Raw genomic sequence first — 16,346 nt, forward strand, 5'->3', positions numbered from 1 at the left:
ATGGCCAAGAAGCTTTACATCGAAACCCACGGTTGCCAGATGAACGAGTACGACAGCTCGCGCATGGTTGATCTGCTGGGCGAACATCAGGCCCTGGAAGTCACCGCCCGCGCGGAAGACGCCGACGTGATTCTGCTCAACACCTGCTCGATCCGCGAGCGCGCCCAGGATCGGGTGTACTCGCAGCTCGGCCGCTGGCGCGAACTGAAACTGGCCAACCCGGACATGGTGATCGCCGTCGGTGGTTGCGTGGCCAGCCAGGAAGGTGCGGCGATCCGTGATCGCGCCCCGTACGTCGACGTGGTGTTCGGCCCGCAGACCTTGCACCGCCTGCCAGAAATGATCGACGCCGCGCGCAGCAGCAAGCTGCCGCAAGTCGACGTCTCGTTTCCGGAAATCGAGAAATTCGACCACTTGCCCGAGCCGCGCATCGATGGCCCGAGCGCCTACGTGTCGGTGATGGAAGGCTGCAGCAAGTACTGCACGTTCTGCGTGGTGCCTTACACCCGCGGCGAAGAAGTCAGCCGGCCGTTCGATGACGTGATCGCCGAGATCATCCACCTCGCCGAAAATGGCGTGCGTGAAGTGACCCTGTTGGGGCAGAACGTCAACGGCTATCGCGGCCTGACCCATGATGGGCGTCTGGCCGATCTGGCCGAACTGATCCGCGTGGTTGCCGCCGTCGATGGCATCGACCGCATTCGCTACACCACTTCGCACCCGCTGGAGTTCTCCGACAGCCTGATTCAGGCCCACGCCGAAGTGCCGGAACTGGTCAAACACCTGCACTTGCCGGTGCAGTCGGGTTCCGACCGGATCCTCGCGGCAATGAAGCGCAACCACACCGCGCTGGAATACAAATCCAAACTGCGCAAACTGCGCGCCGCCGTGCCGGGCATCTGCATCAGTTCGGATTTCATCGTCGGCTTCCCGGGCGAGACCGAGAAAGACTTCGAACAGACCATGAAGCTGATTGCCGATGTCGGCTTCGACTTCTCCTATTCGTTCGTCTACAGCCAGCGTCCGGGCACGCCAGCGGCCGATCTGGCCGATGACACCCCGGAAGAGCTGAAGAAAGAACGCTTGAATGCCTTGCAGCATCGTTTGAATCAGCAAGGGTTCGAGATCAGCCGACAAATGGTCGGTTCGATCCAGCGCATTCTGGTTACTGACTATTCGAAGAAAGACCCGGGCGAACTGCAAGGGCGCACCGAGAATAATCGTATCGTCAACTTCCGCTGCGATAATCCGACCCTGATCGGCCAGTTCGCCGACGTGCACATCGACGCGGCGCAACCGCATTCGCTGCGCGGCTCGCTGGTCCAATAACATCGCGCGCTTTCTGTAGTAGGACTGTTGTGGTGAGGGGATTTATCCCCGATGGTTGGCGCAGCCGACCCAACGCTGAAGTTGCGGTGAATCTGCCATACCAAGAGCTCTGGTTTTGGGGCCGCTCCGCGGCCCATCGGGGATGAATCCCCTCGCCACAGATAACTCCACCCGCCACAGAAAGGCGCTCCAAACTCGCATCGATATTTAAGAGCTTTCGCACCCACGCCACTGGCGTTATCCTTGATTTCATCTTAATTGCCCCAGGGCGGCTAAATACGACCTTGAACGCACCCATAGAACCACATCGTTTTATCCTCGAGCCCTTTGAGGCCCGCCGCTTCGCCAATCTGTGCGGGCAGTTCGACGAGCATCTGCGCTTGATCGAACAGCGCCTGGCCATCGAGATCCGCAACCGCGGAAACCAGTTCGAACTGATCGGCGACCCCAAGCACACCACGTCTGCGGAAAACCTGCTGCGGCGCCTGTACCGCGAAACCAAGGGTACCGAGCTGTCGCCGGACCTGGTGCACCTGTTCCTCCAGGAATCGGCCGTCGTCGAACTGGACAATCACGCTCCCGCTGAAGCTTCCGTCGCCCTGCGCACCAAGAAAGGCATGATTCGCCCCCGTGGCTTGAATCAGCTGCGCTACGTGAAGGAAATCCTCGGCAACGACATCAACTTCGGCATCGGCCCGGCCGGTACCGGCAAGACCTATCTGGCGGTGGCCTGCGCAGTCGATGCCCTGGAACGCGAGCAGATCCGCCGCATTCTGCTGGTGCGTCCGGCGGTTGAAGCCGGTGAAAAGCTCGGCTTCCTGCCCGGCGACCTGGCGCAGAAGATCGACCCGTACCTGCGCCCGCTCTATGACGCACTCTACGAGATGCTCGGCTTCGAATACGTGGCCAAGCTGATCGAGCGTCAGGTGATCGAAGTCGCGCCACTGGCGTACATGCGCGGTCGTACGTTGAACAACAGCTTCATCATTCTCGACGAAAGCCAGAACACCACCGTCGAGCAGATGAAAATGTTCCTGACCCGGATCGGCTTTGGCTCCACCGCCGTGATCACCGGTGACATCACCCAGGTCGACCTGCCGCGCGGCACCAAGTCCGGCCTGCATCATGTGATCGAAGTACTCAAGGATGTTCCGGGCATCAGCTTCACCCACTTCCAGCCCAAAGACGTCGTGCGCCACCCGTTGGTGCAGCGGATCGTCGAGGCCTACGAGCGCTTCGAGACCCGTGCCGAAGCCGCCAGGGAAACCTCGCGCGATGCTTGAGCTGGATCTGCAAGTCGCTACCGAAGCGAGCGCCCCGAGTGACACCGAGTTCCGCCAATGGTGCGAACTGGCCCTGCGCCAGCGCAGCGCCGACTCGGAAATGACCATTCGCCTGGTCGACGAGGAAGAAGGCCGCGAACTCAATCACACCTGGCGCCACAAGGATTACGCAACCAACGTCCTGTCGTTCCCGGCGGAAGTCCCGGACGAATTCCTCGACATCCCGCTGCTCGGCGATCTGGTGATCTGCGTGGCCGTGGTCGAGCGCGAAGCTGCCGAACAAGGCAAGGAACTCAAGGCCCATTGGGCACATCTAGTCATTCACGGCTGCTTGCATCTGCTCGGTTACGACCATATAGATGACGACGAAGCTGAAGAAATGGAAGCACTGGAACGCGAGTTGCTTGCCGAACTGGGCTATCCCGATCCGTACGCGGACGACGAAACCGAAACATCCCCTATCGTTACAACAAAGGATTCAGAGTAATCGCTATGAGCGAAGATCGATCGAGCAACGGGCAGAAGTCATGGCTGGGTAAACTGACCCAGGCTTTTGCCCACGAGCCGAAGAACCGTCAGGAGCTGCTTGAGCTGCTGCGTGATGCACATCAGAACAAACTGCTGGACAGCGAAGCGCTGGCCATCGTCGAAGGCGCCATTCAGGTGGCTGACCTGCAAGTACGCGACATCATGGTCCCGCGCTCGCAGATGATCAGCATTAAGGCGAACCAGACACCCCGTGAATTCCTCCCGGCCGTGGTCGACTCGGCGCACTCGCGCTACCCGGTCATTGGCGAAAGCCACGACGACGTGATGGGCGTGTTGCTGGCCAAGGACCTGCTGCCGCTGATCCTCAAGGAGAACGGCGACAGCTTCAACATCAAGGACCTGCTGCGCCCGGCCACCTTCGTGCCGGAGTCCAAGCGTCTGAACGTGTTGCTGCGTGAATTCCGCGCCAATCACAACCACATGGCCATCGTCATCGACGAATACGGCGGCGTGGCCGGTCTGGTCACGATCGAAGACGTACTGGAACAGATCGTCGGCGACATCGAAGACGAGCACGACGTCGAAGAAGACAGCTACATCAAGCCGCTGCCCAGCGGTGACTTCCTGATCAAGGCCCTGACGCCGATCGAGAACTTCAACGAGTTTTTCGACAGCGAATTCTCCGACGACGAGTTCGACACGGTCGGCGGTCTGGTGATGAGCGCGTTCGGGCACTTGCCAAAACGTAACGAAATCACTGAAATCGGCGCCTATCGTTTCCGCATCCTGAATGCCGACAGCCGTCGGATTCATTTGCTGCGACTGACGCCAATCGCTCGTTAAATCTAAGGACTGAAATGCGCTGGACAACCCGCCCCGGCTGGCCCGGTAACCTGCTGGCCGTGGCGGCCGGTGCAATCACCACCTTCGCCCTGGCCCCGTTCAACATCTGGCCGCTGGCTTTGCTCGCGGTCGGCCTGTTCTACGCCGGCCTGCGTGAGCTGAAACCGCGTCAGGCGCTGGGCCGTGGCTGGTGCTTCGGTTTCGGACTGTTCGGTGCCGGCACCAGCTGGATCTACTACAGCATCCACCATTTCGGTGGTGCATCGGTGTTGCTGGCCGGGTTCCTGATGCTGCTGTTCACCGCAGCGATCGCGTTTTTCTTCGCCCTGCCCGCCTGGGTCTGGGCGCGCTGGTTGCGCCGCAATGAAGCGCCGCTGGCCGATGCGCTGGCGTTTGCCGCACTGTGGGTCGGCCAGGAAGCCTTTCGCGGCTGGTTCCTCACCGGTTTCCCGTGGCTCTACTCCGGCTACAGTCAGCTCGATGGCCCGTTGGCCGGGCTCGCGCCGGTCGGCGGCATGTGGCTGGTATCGTTCGTTCTGGCGCTGACTGCAGCGCTGATCTGCAACGCGCCCCGCTTGTTGCAATCCGGTCGCAAGGGCTTTATCGCGGCTGGCCTGGTGTTGCTGGTCGGGCCATGGGTGGCGGGCATTGCGCTCAAGGGCCACGCCTGGACCAGTCCGTCCGGTCCGGCCCTGAGCGTTGCCGCGATTCAGGGCAACGTCGAACAAAGCATGAAGTGGGACCCGGCGCAGCTCAATGCGCAACTGGCGCTATACCGCGACCTGAGTTTCCGTTCCAAACCGGTGGACCTGCTGATCTGGCCGGAAACCGCGGTGCCGGTGCTCAAGGAGTCCGCCGAAGGCTACCTGAACATGATGGGTAACTTCGCCGCCGAGCGTAAATCGGCGTTGATCACCGGCGTACCGATCCGCGAGACGGTTCGTCACGAAAAACGCTTCTTCAATGGCATTACCGTGGTCGGCGAAGGCGATGGCACCTACCTCAAGCAGAAATTGGTGCCGTTCGGCGAATACGTACCGTTGCAGGATCTGCTGCGCGGGTTGATCGCGTTCTTTGATTTGCCGATGTCCGACTTCGCTCGCGGTCCGGCGGATCAGCCGCTGCTGCAGGCCAAGGGTTATCAGATTGCGCCATTCATCTGCTACGAAGTGGTGTACCCGGAGTTCGCTGCAGGTCTCTCGGCACGCAGCGACTTGCTGCTGACGATCAGCAACGACACCTGGTTCGGCACCTCGATTGGCCCGTTGCAGCACCTGCAAATGGCGCAGATGCGCGCACTTGAAGCGGGCCGCTGGATGATCCGTGCTACGAACAATGGCGTGACCGGACTGATCAACCCGTTCGGGCAGATCACCGAGCAGATCCCGCAGTTCGAGCAGGGCATTCTGTATGGCGAAGTGGTGCCGATGCACAACCTGACGCCGTACCTGCAATGGCGCTCGTGGCCGCTGATCATCATTTGTGTGCTGCTGTTTGGCTGGGCGCTGACGGCGAGCCGGATGTCGAAAACCCTTTAAAAGCAATCCATGAACACTGTGGTGAGGGGATTTATCCCCGATCGATGACGCAGTCATCGCAAATCCATTGCACTCGTTTTACCTGAAAGGCCGAGATGCAGGTTTTGTTTTGGGGCGGCTTCGCCACCCATCGGGGATAAATCCCCTCGCCACAGAAGTCCTCTCAAAACAGTGCTCTTAGCGGTAAAATAACGAATACCCCACCTGCCCTACCGCCTCATTCAGCAACTGCCCGCTCTGCCAGATCGATTTGAACTCCGGCAGCCAGCCACCAAACGGTCGCGCATTATCGGTCCCGAGAAACCCTACGGGCGCCGGCACCACTTCAAATCCTGCCTGCTGAAAACACCACGCGGCGCGCGGCATATGCCAGGCCTGGGTGACCACGACCACGCGTTTTATGCCTTGAGGCAACAAGATGTCGGCGCTGAATTTGGCATTTTCCCAGGTTGTGCGACTCTCGCCTTCCTGCCAGCGCGTGGTCACGCCAAAGTCATCGCGCAGCGAATCGGCCATTAACTTCGCCTCGGTCGGCGGCGTGCCGTAATGCAGGCCACCGCTGGTCAGAATCGGCAGCCCGGAGGCCTTGGCCAGTCGCGCCGCATAGCGCTGACGCTCCAGCCCCACGCCGGTTGGCTGATCCTCACCCCAGGCCAGATCACCGCGCTCGCGCCCGGAACCCAGCACCACGATGGCATCGGCCCGCTGCGCCAGGATTGACCAGGCATCACGGGGCAGCGGCGGCTCACGTTCCAGTGCCTTGGCGCCCGACTGCACGACCACCGGCAGGCTCATCAGCCAGAAGCCACCCAGCCCAATGGCAAAACACAAGCCGGCCAGTCGCGGCCGTGAGCGGCGCAGCCACCAGGCGACCAGCAACAGCAGCAAAAGAATGCCGGGCGGCAACAGAAGTTGTTTGATGAAGTAACGAAAAGGCATCGGGGCATCTCCAGAGATGCCCCGATGCCTAAGAGTGTTAATGATGCGTTACAACCGATAGGCAGGATCCTGTTGGAAAAGATCCGTTATCTGACCTGCCATGCGTTTACTTGGCCTGTACAGAACGAACCTTGACGGTGTCTCTGCCGGGCGCCTTGTCCTTGAGCCAGATGACCTTGGCTGAATGTGCTGTATCGAGCTGTTTCACTGCCTGCGACAGGTATCCATGCGCTTCACGCTCACTGCGATCCAGATAGGCCTTGACCAGTTTGAACTCGGCGGGGCTCAAGCCACGCAATTCCAGTTCCACGGGGCGCTCATCGCGCAGCCGGCCAGCGGTTTTGGCAGCGTCGAGCGCCATGCCCAGACGATCCATCAACCGTTCGTACAACTCGGGTTTCGTCACGTTTTTTTGCCGTTGCTCCACCATCCCTCACCTCATTGAAGATAAGACTCACTCCCCAATAAGAGCTTAGCTTCGCTGCACAAACCGGCTGAACGCCGCGACCAACGGCCCTCGCCACGGTTTTCGGGGGCCAGACAGCTGTAATCAGGGTTTCCCTAGGCCAAGCGCGGTCATGTATGCTACGGCGCTTCCTGTCATTCCACTTCCAGCCTGTCCGGAGCATCCCCCGGAGGGCGCGTTGAAGAGGATTAGGCCACCCCTATCCAGTACAAAAGTAGCCATGCACGAACAATATCAGCCCCGTGAAATCGAAGCCGCCGCCCAGTCGTTCTGGGACGAGCAAAAGTCCTTTGAAGTCAGTGAACAGCCAGGCAAGGAAACCTACTACTGCCTGTCGATGTTCCCTTACCCCAGCGGCAAGCTACACATGGGGCACGTGCGCAACTACACCATCGGCGACGTGATCTCCCGCTACCAGCGCATGCAAGGCAAGAACGTTCTGCAACCGATGGGTTGGGACGCCTTCGGCATGCCGGCGGAAAATGCCGCGATGAAGAACAACGTGGCGCCCGCCAAGTGGACCTACGAAAACATCGCGTACATGAAGTCCCAGCTGCGCAGCCTGGGCCTGGCGGTGGACTGGTCCCGTGAAGTGACCACCTGCAAGCCGGACTACTACCGCTGGGAACAATGGCTGTTCACTCGCCTGTTCGAAAAAGGCGTGATCTACCGCAAGAACGGCACCGTGAACTGGGACCCGGTCGACCAGACCGTGCTGGCCAACGAACAGGTGATCGACGGTCGCGGCTGGCGCTCCGGCGCGCTGATCGAGAAGCGCGAAATCCCGATGTACTACTTCAAGATCACCGCTTACGCGGATGAGCTGCTGGAGAGCCTCGACGAACTGACGGGCTGGCCGGAACAGGTCAAGACCATGCAGCGCAACTGGATCGGCAAATCCCGCGGCATGGAAGTGCAGTTCCCTTACAACGTCGACTCGATCGGCGAAGCAGGCACCCTCAAGGTCTTCACCACCCGTCCGGACACCCTGATGGGCGCAACTTACGTTGCCGTGGCCGCCGAGCACCCGCTGGCCACCCAGGCCGCGCAGAACAACCCTGAGCTGCAAGCGTTCATCGCTGAATGCAAGGGCGGCAGCGTCGCTGAAGCCGACGTCGCCACTCAAGAGAAGAAAGGCCTGCCGACCGGCCTGTTCGTCGAGCACCCGCTGACCGGTGAAAAACTCCCGGTATGGGTCGCCAACTACGTGTTGATGCATTACGGCGACGGCGCCGTGATGGCGGTGCCGGCGCACGACGAGCGCGATTTCGAATTCGCCCACAAGTACAACCTGCCGGTCAAATCGGTGGTGCGCACCAGCTCCGGCGACACCAACCCGGCTCCGTGGCAAGACGCCTACGGCGAGCACGGCACGCTGATCAACTCCGGCGAGTTCGACGGCCTGGACTTCACCGGCGCCTTCGACGCCATGGAAGTCGCCCTGATCAAGAAAAACCTCGGCGCCTCGCGCACCCAGTTCCGCCTGCGCGACTGGGGCATCAGCCGTCAGCGCTATTGGGGCTGCCCGATCCCGATCATCCACTGCGCCACCTGCGGTGACGTGCCGGTGCCGGAAGACCAGTTGCCGGTGGTCCTGCCGGAAGACGTGGTGCCGGACGGCGCCGGTTCGCCACTGGCGCGCATGCCGGAATTCTACGAGTGCAGCTGCCCGAAATGCGGCCAGCCTGCCAAGCGTGAAACCGACACCATGGACACCTTCGTCGAGTCCTCGTGGTACTACGCCCGTTACGCCTCGCCGCACTTTGAAGGCGGTCTGGTGGAAAAATCCGCGGCCGACCACTGGTTGCCGGTGGATCAGTACATCGGCGGTATCGAACACGCCATTCTTCACCTGCTGTACGCGCGCTTCTTCCACAAGCTGATGCGTGACGAAGGTCTGGTCAGCTCCAACGAGCCGTTCAAGAACCTGCTGACCCAAGGCATGGTAATCGCCGAGACTTACTATCGTCGCGAAGCCAACGGTGCCTACACCTGGTTCAACCCGGCGGACGTGGAACTGGAGCGCGACAGCAAAGCCAAGGTCATCAGCGCCAAACTGAAATCCGACGGCTTGCCGGTGGAAATCGGTGGCACCGAGAAAATGGCCAAGTCGAAGAACAACGGCGTCGACCCCCAGTCGATGATCGACCAGTTCGGCGCCGACACCTGCCGCCTGTTCATGATGTTCGCCTCGCCGCCCGACATGAGCGCCGAATGGTCGGACTCCGGCGTTGAAGGCTCGCACCGCTTCCTCAAGCGCGTCTGGCGTCTGGCGCAGACCCACGTCACCCAGGGCCTGCCGGGGAAACTGGATGTTGCCGCTCTTAACGACGAGCAGAAAACCGTGCGCCGCGCCATTCACCTGGCCATCAAGCAGGCCAGTCACGACGTCGGCCAGAACCACAAATTCAACACCGCCATCGCTCAGGTGATGACGCTGATGAACGTGCTGGAAAAAGCCGCGCAAGGCACCGAACAGGACCGCGCGCTGATTCACGAAGGCCTGGAAGCCGTGACGCTGCTGCTGGCTCCGATCACGCCGCACATCAGCCATGAGCTGTGGAAGCAACTGGGCCATGCTGACCCGGTGATCGATGCGGGCTGGCCTGCGGTCGATGAAAACGCACTGGTACAGGACAGCCTGCAACTGGTCATTCAAGTGAACGGCAAGCTGCGTGGCCAGATCGAAATGCCGGCCAGCGCCACCCGCGAAGAAGTCGAAGCGGCTGCCCGTGCCAACGAAAACGTGCTGCGTTTCGTCGACGGTCTGACCATTCGCAAAGTGATCGTTGTACCAGGGAAACTGGTCAACATCGTCGCCAGCTAAATTGGATTGGGCGCCAGGTTCGCCTGGCGCACTGTAAAACCTTTCGGGCCGCAGGGTCGGCCCACATGGTTTCAAGGGGAGCAACACAATGATCAAACGCAATCTGCTGGTGATGGGCCTCGCCGTTCTGCTGAGCGCCTGCGGTTTCCAGCTGCGTGGTACCGGCACCAATGAACTGACGATCAAGGAGCTCGACCTGAGCGCCCGCAACGCTTATGGCGAGACCGTCACCCAACTGCGTCAGGTGCTGGAGTCCAGCGGCGTCAAGGTTTACAACGGTGCACCGTACAAGCTGTACCTGGCTGACGAGCAGGAGAGCCAGCGTATCCTCAGCTACGCCGGGGCCGGCCGTACGGGCGAATACCAGGTCAGCACCGTGCTGAACTACGACATCGTTGGCGAACATAACCTGAACCTGCTGAGCGACAAGCTCGAAGTGCAGAAAGTGTTCATTCACGACGGCAACAACCTCGTCGGCTCCGATCAGGAAGCCAACGACGCCCGTCGCGAAACCCGTCGCGAATTGGTTCAGCGCATGATGCTGCGCCTGCAACAGCTGACGCCGGGCCAACTGCAGCAATTGCAGCAAGCGGCCAACGACCGTGCCCGGGCCGAAGCCGATGCACTGAAGGCGGCACAGAAGGCTGAAGCGGAAACACCGCGTCAGTCGCCGCTCGAACTGCCGCAGCAGTAAGACGTACGGGGCGCTCAGGCGCCCCGTTCGCCCTCTCTTATGAAGCTCGCTCCCGCTCAACTCGGCAAACACCTGCAAGGCGCGCTCGCGCCCGTCTATATCATCAGCGGCGATGACCCGCTGTTGTGTCAGGAAGCCGCCGACGCCATCCGCAGTGCTGCCCGCCAGCAAGGTTTCGACGAACGCCAGGTGTTCGCCGCCGACGCCAATTTCGATTGGGGTACCTTGTTGCAGGCCGGCGCCAGCATGTCGTTGTTCGCCGAAAAACGTCTGCTGGAACTGCGCCTGCCTTCGGGCAAGCCCGGTGACAAGGGCGCTGCCGCACTGATCGAATACTGCTCACGCCCCGCCGAAGACACCGTGCTGCTGATCAGCTTGCCCAAGCTCGACGGCAGTGCGCAGAAGACCAAGTGGGGCAAGGCGCTGGTCGAAGGTCAGCAGACCCAGTTCATTCAGATCTGGCCGGTGGATGCCAATCAGCTGCCGAGCTGGATTCGTCAGCGCCTCTCCCAGGCCGGGTTATCGGCCAGTCAGGATGCGGTCGAACTGATTGCCGCACGCGTGGAGGGCAACCTGCTCGCCGCCGCGCAGGAAATCGAAAAGCTCAAGCTGATGGCCGAAGGTGGGCAGATCACCGTCGAAACCGTGCAGGCCGCGGTGGCCGACAGTGCGCGCTTCGACGTGTTCGGCCTGACCGATGCCGTACTCAACGGCGAACCGGCCCACGCCTTGCGCATGCTCGAAGGCCTGCGCGGTGAAGGCGTCGAGCCACCGGTGATTCTCTGGGCTCTGGCACGGGAGTTGCGCCTGCTGGCCAATATCTCGCTGCAGTACAGCCAGGGCACGCCGCTGGACAAGTGCTTCAGTCAGGCGAAACCGCCGGTCTGGGACAAACGCAAACCGCTGATGAGCAAAGCCCTGCAACGCTACTCGGCGCCACGCTGGGCGCAGTTGCTGCTTGAAGCCCAGCGCATCGATGCGCAGATCAAGGGTCAGGCCGCCGGCTCGCCATGGATGAGCCTGAGCCGATTGGCGTTGTTGATGGCGGGCCAACGCCTTTCGCTGCCCGCCGAATAATCTGTCATACCGCAAACGACTCTTCGCGAGCAGGCTCGCTCCCACATTGAAACGCATTCAAATGTGGGAGCGAGTCTGCTCGCGAAAGCGTCAGAACATTCCTACCTATCAGGGACTGGACAGGCGTCCAACATCGGCAGATTATTTCCCCCGCAAAACCACTCACTCTAGAGAATCATCATGAGCAAAAAGCCATCAAAACATGGCCCGAACAAGGCCAAATCCATCGTCGCCCAACCCCTGTTCCGCAGCCGCCAGGAACGACCGTCCAAGGGCAAAGGCAGCTACCGCCGCGAAGCCTTCCAGTCTGACAGCTGGGAGGCTTCTTACTTTCTGGCTGCCTGAAGCGCAGTACCCCCCGGTCATGTTAAGGTCTGTACCTGAATCGTATCCCCTGGAACCGTGCATGCCCTTTCGTCTTTCCCGTCGTTGGCCCGTTCGCCAACTGATCGCTGCCTCCAGCTTCATTCTGCTTGTCGCCTGCGCGGAAAAACCTACCGCCGCCGATGCGCAACCTCTCCAAGCCGCCCCTGTCGCAACAGCCCCGGCAATCATCCCGCCGGTAGTGCCGTCCGCCGACCCTCTTGATCTTCAGCCCACCCAGACCTTTGCCGAATGGCAGGCCGGTTTCCGCAAGGATGCCCTGGCGGCCGGGATCCGCGCCGAGCTGTTCGATCGCGCGTTTGCCAATGTCAGCTTCGATGCCAGCGTGATCAAGGCCGACCGCAGCCAGCCGGAGTTCTCACGTCCGGTGTGGGAATACCTCGACGGCGCCCTCTCGCCACTGCGAGTGCGCAAGGGCCAGGCGCTGATCAGTCAGTACGCCGACATCCTGCAAAGCATCGAACAGCGATATGGCGTCGATCGTCAGGCACTGGTGTCGGTGTGGGGCATGGAAAGCAATTTCGGCCAGTTCCAGGGCACCAAGTCAGTGATCAACTCGCTGGCGACCCTGGCCTACGAAGGTCGTCGTCCGGGCTTTGCCCATGCGCAACTGATTGCGGCGCTGCAGATCCTGCAACAGGGCGATATCACCCCAGAGAAGATGTTGGGCTCGTGGGCCGGTGCGATGGGCCAGACCCAGTTCATTCCGACCACCTACAATACCCACGCGGTGGATTTCGACGGTGACGGTCGCCGCGACATCTGGGGCAGCCCGGCCGATGCTCTGGCCTCTACCGCGCACTACCTGCAAAGCTCCGGCTGGCAGCGTGGTCAACCGTGGGGCTTCGAAGTGCAATTGCCGAGCAGCTTCAACTACACCCTGGCCGATGGCGCGATTCGCAAAACTGTCGCCGAATGGCGTCAACTGGGCGTGAGCCTGCCCAATGGCAGTCAGGCACCGGCCGGCTCGGAACAATTGTCCGCCGCCCTGCTGCTACCAGCCGGTTATCGTGGCCCGGCGTTTCTGATCCTCGACAACTTCCGGGCGATCCTCAAATACAACAACTCGTCGTCCTATGCACTGGCGGTGAGCCTGTTGTCCGAGCGCTTCAATGGCGCTGGCCTGATCAACGGCACGTGGCCGAAAGATGACCTGCCACTGAGCCGTACCGAGCGTATCGAATTGCAGACCCTGCTGAGCGCACGCAATTACGATGCGGGTATGGCTGACGGGATCATCGGCGCCAATACGCGCAAGGCGATCCGCAGTGCCCAGCAGGCGTTTGGCTGGCCCGCGGACGGGTACCCGACGCATAAGTTGCTTGAGAGCCTGCGTACTCAATAAAACAAAATCAAAAGATCGCAGCCTTCGGCAGCTCCTACAGGGTATGTATCAATCCCATATAGGAGCTGCCGAACGCTGCGATCTTTTTGCGTCACCCGAGCATTATCGGGTGACCACATCCTGCTCCAGCATCAATTCCTTCTTCCCTGCATCCAAGCGAACCAGCGCCCCCATCGGCAGGGTCAGGTTCGGATCACAATGCCCGCTGCGCCACCCCGACAGCACCGGAATCCGCAACGGCTCGAACGTCTGCTTGAGCAGACGGTTCAACGCATCGATATCGACCCCGGCCACATCACCGACCAGCACCCCGCGCAATCGGGCCAGTTTGCCGGCCAGACGCATCTGCGTGAGCAAACGGTCGATGCGATACAGCGGCTCGTTGACGTCCTCGATCAGCAGAATCACCCCTTCCACGTCGATTTCATAAGGCGTCCCCAGCGTCGAGGCAATCATCGCCAGATTGCCGCCGAGCAAGCGCCCGTGAGCGATGCCCGGTTCGACCGTGGTCAACGGATAAGCCACTGGATGGCTCAGCACACTGCCCGCCTTCAACTGACCGCGCAGCATGGCGAAGAATGAGGTGACGGTCGGTGGTTCCTTGTCGCCCAACAGATCGGCGTTGAGCAGCGGGCCGTGGAAGGTCACGAACCCGGCGTAGCGACTGATTGCCAGATGCAGCGCGGTGATGTCGCTGTAGCCGACAAACGGCTTGGCGTGACGACTCAGCAGGTCGTAATCGATCCGGTCCAGCAAGCGCGGCGTACCGTAGCCGCCACGCAGGCAGATGATCGCGTCGACTTCTGAGTCGGCGAATGCCGCGTGCAGGTCATGGAGGCGTACGTCATCGCTGCCGGCCAGGTAGCCGTCCTTCTCGTAAACACCGGGGAATACCTTCAGCGCATAACCGCGGGTGCGCATCCACTGCACAGCCTTTTGCGTGTCCAGCGCGCCGGGGCCGGCGGGGGCAATCACGCCGATCAGCCCTTCGGATGGTAGCGCCGGTACGGGTTTATGCGGAAAAAGGCTGTGGGTCGGTCGAACGGTCATCCATGGTCTCCCTGTGAACTCATGCACACACAGTAGTCAGGTACAAAGACAAACAAAAGAGTGCGCGGCAGGCGCAAACAAAAATACCCGCCGAGGCGGGTATTTTCGCAAAGCGCTCAGCGCCGGATCAGGAACCGAGCAGCTCGGCCTTGACCAGTTTCGCCTGCTCATCGGCGTGGTACGACGAACGTACCAGCGGACCGGAAGCGACGTTCTTGAAGCCCATCTTGTAGCCTTCTTCGGCGAACCAGGCGAAGGTGTCCGGGTGCACGAAACGCTGCACCGGCAAGTGGCTGCGGGACGGTTGCAGGTACTGGCCCAGCGTCAGCATGTCGATGTCGTGTTCACGCATGCGCTTCATCACTTCGATGACTTCGTCGTCGGTCTCGCCCAGACCCAGCATCAGGCCGGATTTGGTCGGAATGTGCGGCATCATCTGCTTGAAACGCTGCAGCAGGGTCAACGACCACTGGTAGTCCGAACCCGGACGCGCAGCCTTGTACAGGCGCGGCACGGTTTCCAGGTTGTGGTTGAACACATCCGGCGGCTCGGCGGCAGTGATTTCCAGGGCGATGTCCATGCGGCCACGGTAGTCCGGGACCAGGGTTTCCAGTTGCACATTCGGCGACAGCTTGCGGATTTCGCGAATGCAGTCGGCAAAGTGCTGGGCACCGCCGTCACGCAGGTCGTCGCGGTCAACCGAGGTGATCACCACGTACTTGAGTTTCAGATCGGCGATGGCGATGGCCAGGCTTTCCGGCTCGTTGACGTCCAGTGGTTTCGGACGACCGTGGCCAACATCGCAGAACGGGCAACGACGGGTGCAGATGTCACCCATGATCATGAAGGTCGCGGTGCCGCCGGAGAAGCACTCGCCCAGGTTCGGGCAGGACGCTTCTTCACAGACGCTGTGCAATTTGTGTTTGCGCAGCAGGCTCTTGATCCGGTCGACTTCCGGCGAAACCGGAATGCGTACGCGAATCCAGTCGGGCTTCTTCGGCAGTTCGGTGGTCGGAATGATCTTTACCGGGATGCGTGCAACCTTCTCGGCGCCGCGCAGCTTGACGCCGGCTTCAACCTTGGGACGCGGGGCCGGGCGCTCGGTCACGTCGAGCGTCGGGATCATGGTTTGCACTGCATCAGTAGTCATATCAGTCGATTCCGCCCGTCAGGGTCGTCTGCTCAGCATAGTCGAGGTGTTTGACGAGCTGCGCGCGCAGCCGGGCACTTACCTCGGCAAATTCAATCGATCCTGCGTGATCGCTCAGCTGGGTCATCGCCAGCCCGGCATAGCCGCAGGGATTAATCCGTCGAAACGGTTCCAGGTTCATATCCACGTTCAAGGCCAGGCCATGAAAGGAGCAACCGTGGCGAATCCGCAAACCCAGAGACGCGATTTTCGCTCCGTCGACGTAGACGCCGGGAGCATCTGGCTTGGCGGCGGCGGTGACGCCGTAGCTGGCCAGCAGTTCGATCAGGCACTGTTCCATGCGCGTGACCAGATCACGTACGCCGAAACCCAGCTTGCGCACATCCAGCAACAGGTAGGCGACCAACTGGCCCGGGCCATGATAAGTCACTTGCCCGCCGCGATCGACCTGTACTACCGGGATATCACCCGGCAGCAGCAGGTGTTCGGCCTTGCCGGCCTGACCCTGGGTGAACACCGGAGGGTGCTCGACCAGCCAGATTTCGTCGGCGGCATTGCTGCCGCGTTCGTTGGTGAAGCGTTGCATGGCATGCCAGACCGGCTCGTAAGCCATCTGGCCAAGTTCGCGAAAGCCCAGCGTGCCCGGCATCACAACACCATGTGCACGAAACCGGAAGCCCGCAGTTCGCTGTTGATGTTGTACAGCTGATCCTGGTCTGTCGCGACGATGTGCAACTGGATGGTGGTGTACTTGCCGTTGCTGCTTTGACGCTCGTCGATGCGCTCATCATTGATGGTCGCGTGTTTCTTGACGATGTCGATGATCTTGTCTTTGTTGCCGACGCCCGTATCGCTGATCACCTTAATCGGGTAATCAGTTTGCGGAAATTCGATCTTTGGCGCCTTTACTTCGGTATCGGTCATGGCGTAAC

16 protein-coding genes are annotated in these 16,346 nt (G+C 60.9%); 10 read left to right on the top strand and 6 right to left on the bottom strand.

All coding sequences use genetic code 11. The annotated features are described in order from the left end of the window. The 5 genes from miaB to lnt all read left to right on the top strand — a co-directional run bounded on the left by miaB (position 1) and on the right by lnt (position 5,482). A complete protein-coding gene (gene miaB / locus GTQ41_RS24085) occupies positions 1 to 1,329 on the top strand; it encodes a tRNA (N6-isopentenyl adenosine(37)-C2)-methylthiotransferase MiaB (protein WP_003228520.1) in 1,329 nt (442 codons plus the stop codon). Positions 1,330 to 1,613: 284 nt separating this feature from the next. Beyond that, the gene (locus GTQ41_RS24090) at positions 1,614 to 2,612 is read left to right on the top strand and encodes a PhoH family protein (protein ID WP_047296795.1); all 999 of its coding nucleotides are present in this window, start codon (positions 1,614 to 1,616) and stop codon (positions 2,610 to 2,612) included. Beyond that, positions 2,605 to 3,099, top strand: coding sequence for an rRNA maturation RNase YbeY (gene ybeY, locus GTQ41_RS24095; RefSeq protein ID WP_047296796.1), 495 nt, complete (start codon positions 2,605 to 2,607; stop codon positions 3,097 to 3,099). Before GTQ41_RS24090 ends, ybeY begins: the two co-directional genes overlap by 8 nt. Positions 3,100 to 3,104: 5 nt before the next feature. Beyond that, on the top strand, positions 3,105 to 3,944 hold the full coding sequence (locus tag GTQ41_RS24100; RefSeq protein ID WP_027612886.1) for an HlyC/CorC family transporter: 840 nt from the start codon (positions 3,105 to 3,107) through the stop codon (positions 3,942 to 3,944). Positions 3,945 to 3,958: 14 nt separating this feature from the next. After that, the gene (lnt, locus tag GTQ41_RS24105; RefSeq protein ID WP_047296798.1) at positions 3,959 to 5,482 is read left to right on the top strand and encodes an apolipoprotein N-acyltransferase; all 1,524 of its coding nucleotides are present in this window, start codon (positions 3,959 to 3,961) and stop codon (positions 5,480 to 5,482) included. Positions 5,483 to 5,659: 177 nt separating this feature from the next. Here the strand turns inward: lnt and GTQ41_RS24110 are convergent, their stop codons facing one another. Further along, positions 5,660 to 6,421 carry a YdcF family protein gene (locus GTQ41_RS24110; protein ID WP_047296800.1) on the bottom strand — a complete coding sequence of 254 codons (762 nt, stop codon included), beginning with the start codon at positions 6,419 to 6,421 and terminating at the stop codon, positions 5,660 to 5,662. A gap of 106 nt (positions 6,422 to 6,527) precedes the next feature. Continuing rightward, positions 6,528 to 6,851 (bottom strand): hypothetical protein, encoded by a 324-nt coding sequence (locus tag GTQ41_RS24115; RefSeq protein ID WP_047296802.1) that lies wholly within the window; start codon positions 6,849 to 6,851, stop codon positions 6,528 to 6,530. A gap of 256 nt (positions 6,852 to 7,107) precedes the next feature. On the opposite strand from GTQ41_RS24115, the gene leuS reads away from it, so the two are divergent. From leuS to GTQ41_RS24140, 5 genes are all read left to right on the top strand, one after another. Further along, a complete protein-coding gene (gene leuS / locus GTQ41_RS24120; protein ID WP_047296804.1) occupies positions 7,108 to 9,714 on the top strand; it encodes a leucine--tRNA ligase in 2,607 nt (868 codons plus the stop codon). An 88-nt stretch (positions 9,715 to 9,802) separates the two neighbouring features. Beyond that, the gene (gene lptE, locus GTQ41_RS24125; RefSeq protein WP_041065019.1) at positions 9,803 to 10,408 is read left to right on the top strand and encodes an LPS assembly lipoprotein LptE; all 606 of its coding nucleotides are present in this window, start codon (positions 9,803 to 9,805) and stop codon (positions 10,406 to 10,408) included. A gap of 39 nt (positions 10,409 to 10,447) precedes the next feature. Then, the gene (gene holA / locus GTQ41_RS24130; protein ID WP_025108700.1) at positions 10,448 to 11,485 is read left to right on the top strand and encodes a DNA polymerase III subunit delta; all 1,038 of its coding nucleotides are present in this window, start codon (positions 10,448 to 10,450) and stop codon (positions 11,483 to 11,485) included. Positions 11,486 to 11,665: 180 nt separating this feature from the next. Next, complete coding sequence (gene arfA, locus GTQ41_RS24135; protein WP_047296807.1) at positions 11,666 to 11,830, top strand: alternative ribosome rescue factor ArfA; 165 nt, start codon at positions 11,666 to 11,668, stop codon at positions 11,828 to 11,830. Positions 11,831 to 11,891: 61 nt separating this feature from the next. Next, positions 11,892 to 13,214 (top strand): lytic murein transglycosylase, encoded by a 1,323-nt coding sequence (locus GTQ41_RS24140; protein WP_047296809.1) that lies wholly within the window; start codon positions 11,892 to 11,894, stop codon positions 13,212 to 13,214. 102 nt (positions 13,215 to 13,316) lie between these two features. Here the strand turns inward: GTQ41_RS24140 and GTQ41_RS24145 are convergent, their stop codons facing one another. The 4 genes from GTQ41_RS24145 to GTQ41_RS24160 form a co-directional block, all read right to left on the bottom strand. Then, positions 13,317 to 14,264, bottom strand: coding sequence for an LD-carboxypeptidase (locus tag GTQ41_RS24145; protein WP_047296811.1), 948 nt, complete (start codon positions 14,262 to 14,264; stop codon positions 13,317 to 13,319). Between the two features lie 127 nt (positions 14,265 to 14,391). Further along, positions 14,392 to 15,390 carry a lipoyl synthase gene (lipA, locus tag GTQ41_RS24150; protein WP_162130488.1) on the bottom strand — a complete coding sequence of 333 codons (999 nt, stop codon included), beginning with the start codon at positions 15,388 to 15,390 and terminating at the stop codon, positions 14,392 to 14,394. Positions 15,391 to 15,415: 25 nt separating this feature from the next. Continuing rightward, positions 15,416 to 16,063, bottom strand: a complete 648-nt coding sequence (gene lipB / locus GTQ41_RS24155) for a lipoyl(octanoyl) transferase LipB (protein WP_025108695.1) — start codon at positions 16,061 to 16,063, stop codon at positions 15,416 to 15,418. Beyond that, positions 16,063 to 16,338, bottom strand: coding sequence for a DUF493 domain-containing protein (locus tag GTQ41_RS24160; protein ID WP_027612895.1), 276 nt, complete (start codon positions 16,336 to 16,338; stop codon positions 16,063 to 16,065). Before GTQ41_RS24160 ends, lipB begins: the two co-directional genes overlap by 1 nt. Between the last annotated feature and the right edge of the window lie 8 nt (positions 16,339 to 16,346).

Origin of the sequence: Pseudomonas sp. AN-B15 (assembly GCF_019056475.1) — a bacterium.
GTDB classification, from domain to species: domain Bacteria; phylum Pseudomonadota; class Gammaproteobacteria; order Pseudomonadales; family Pseudomonadaceae; genus Aquipseudomonas; species Aquipseudomonas parakoreensis.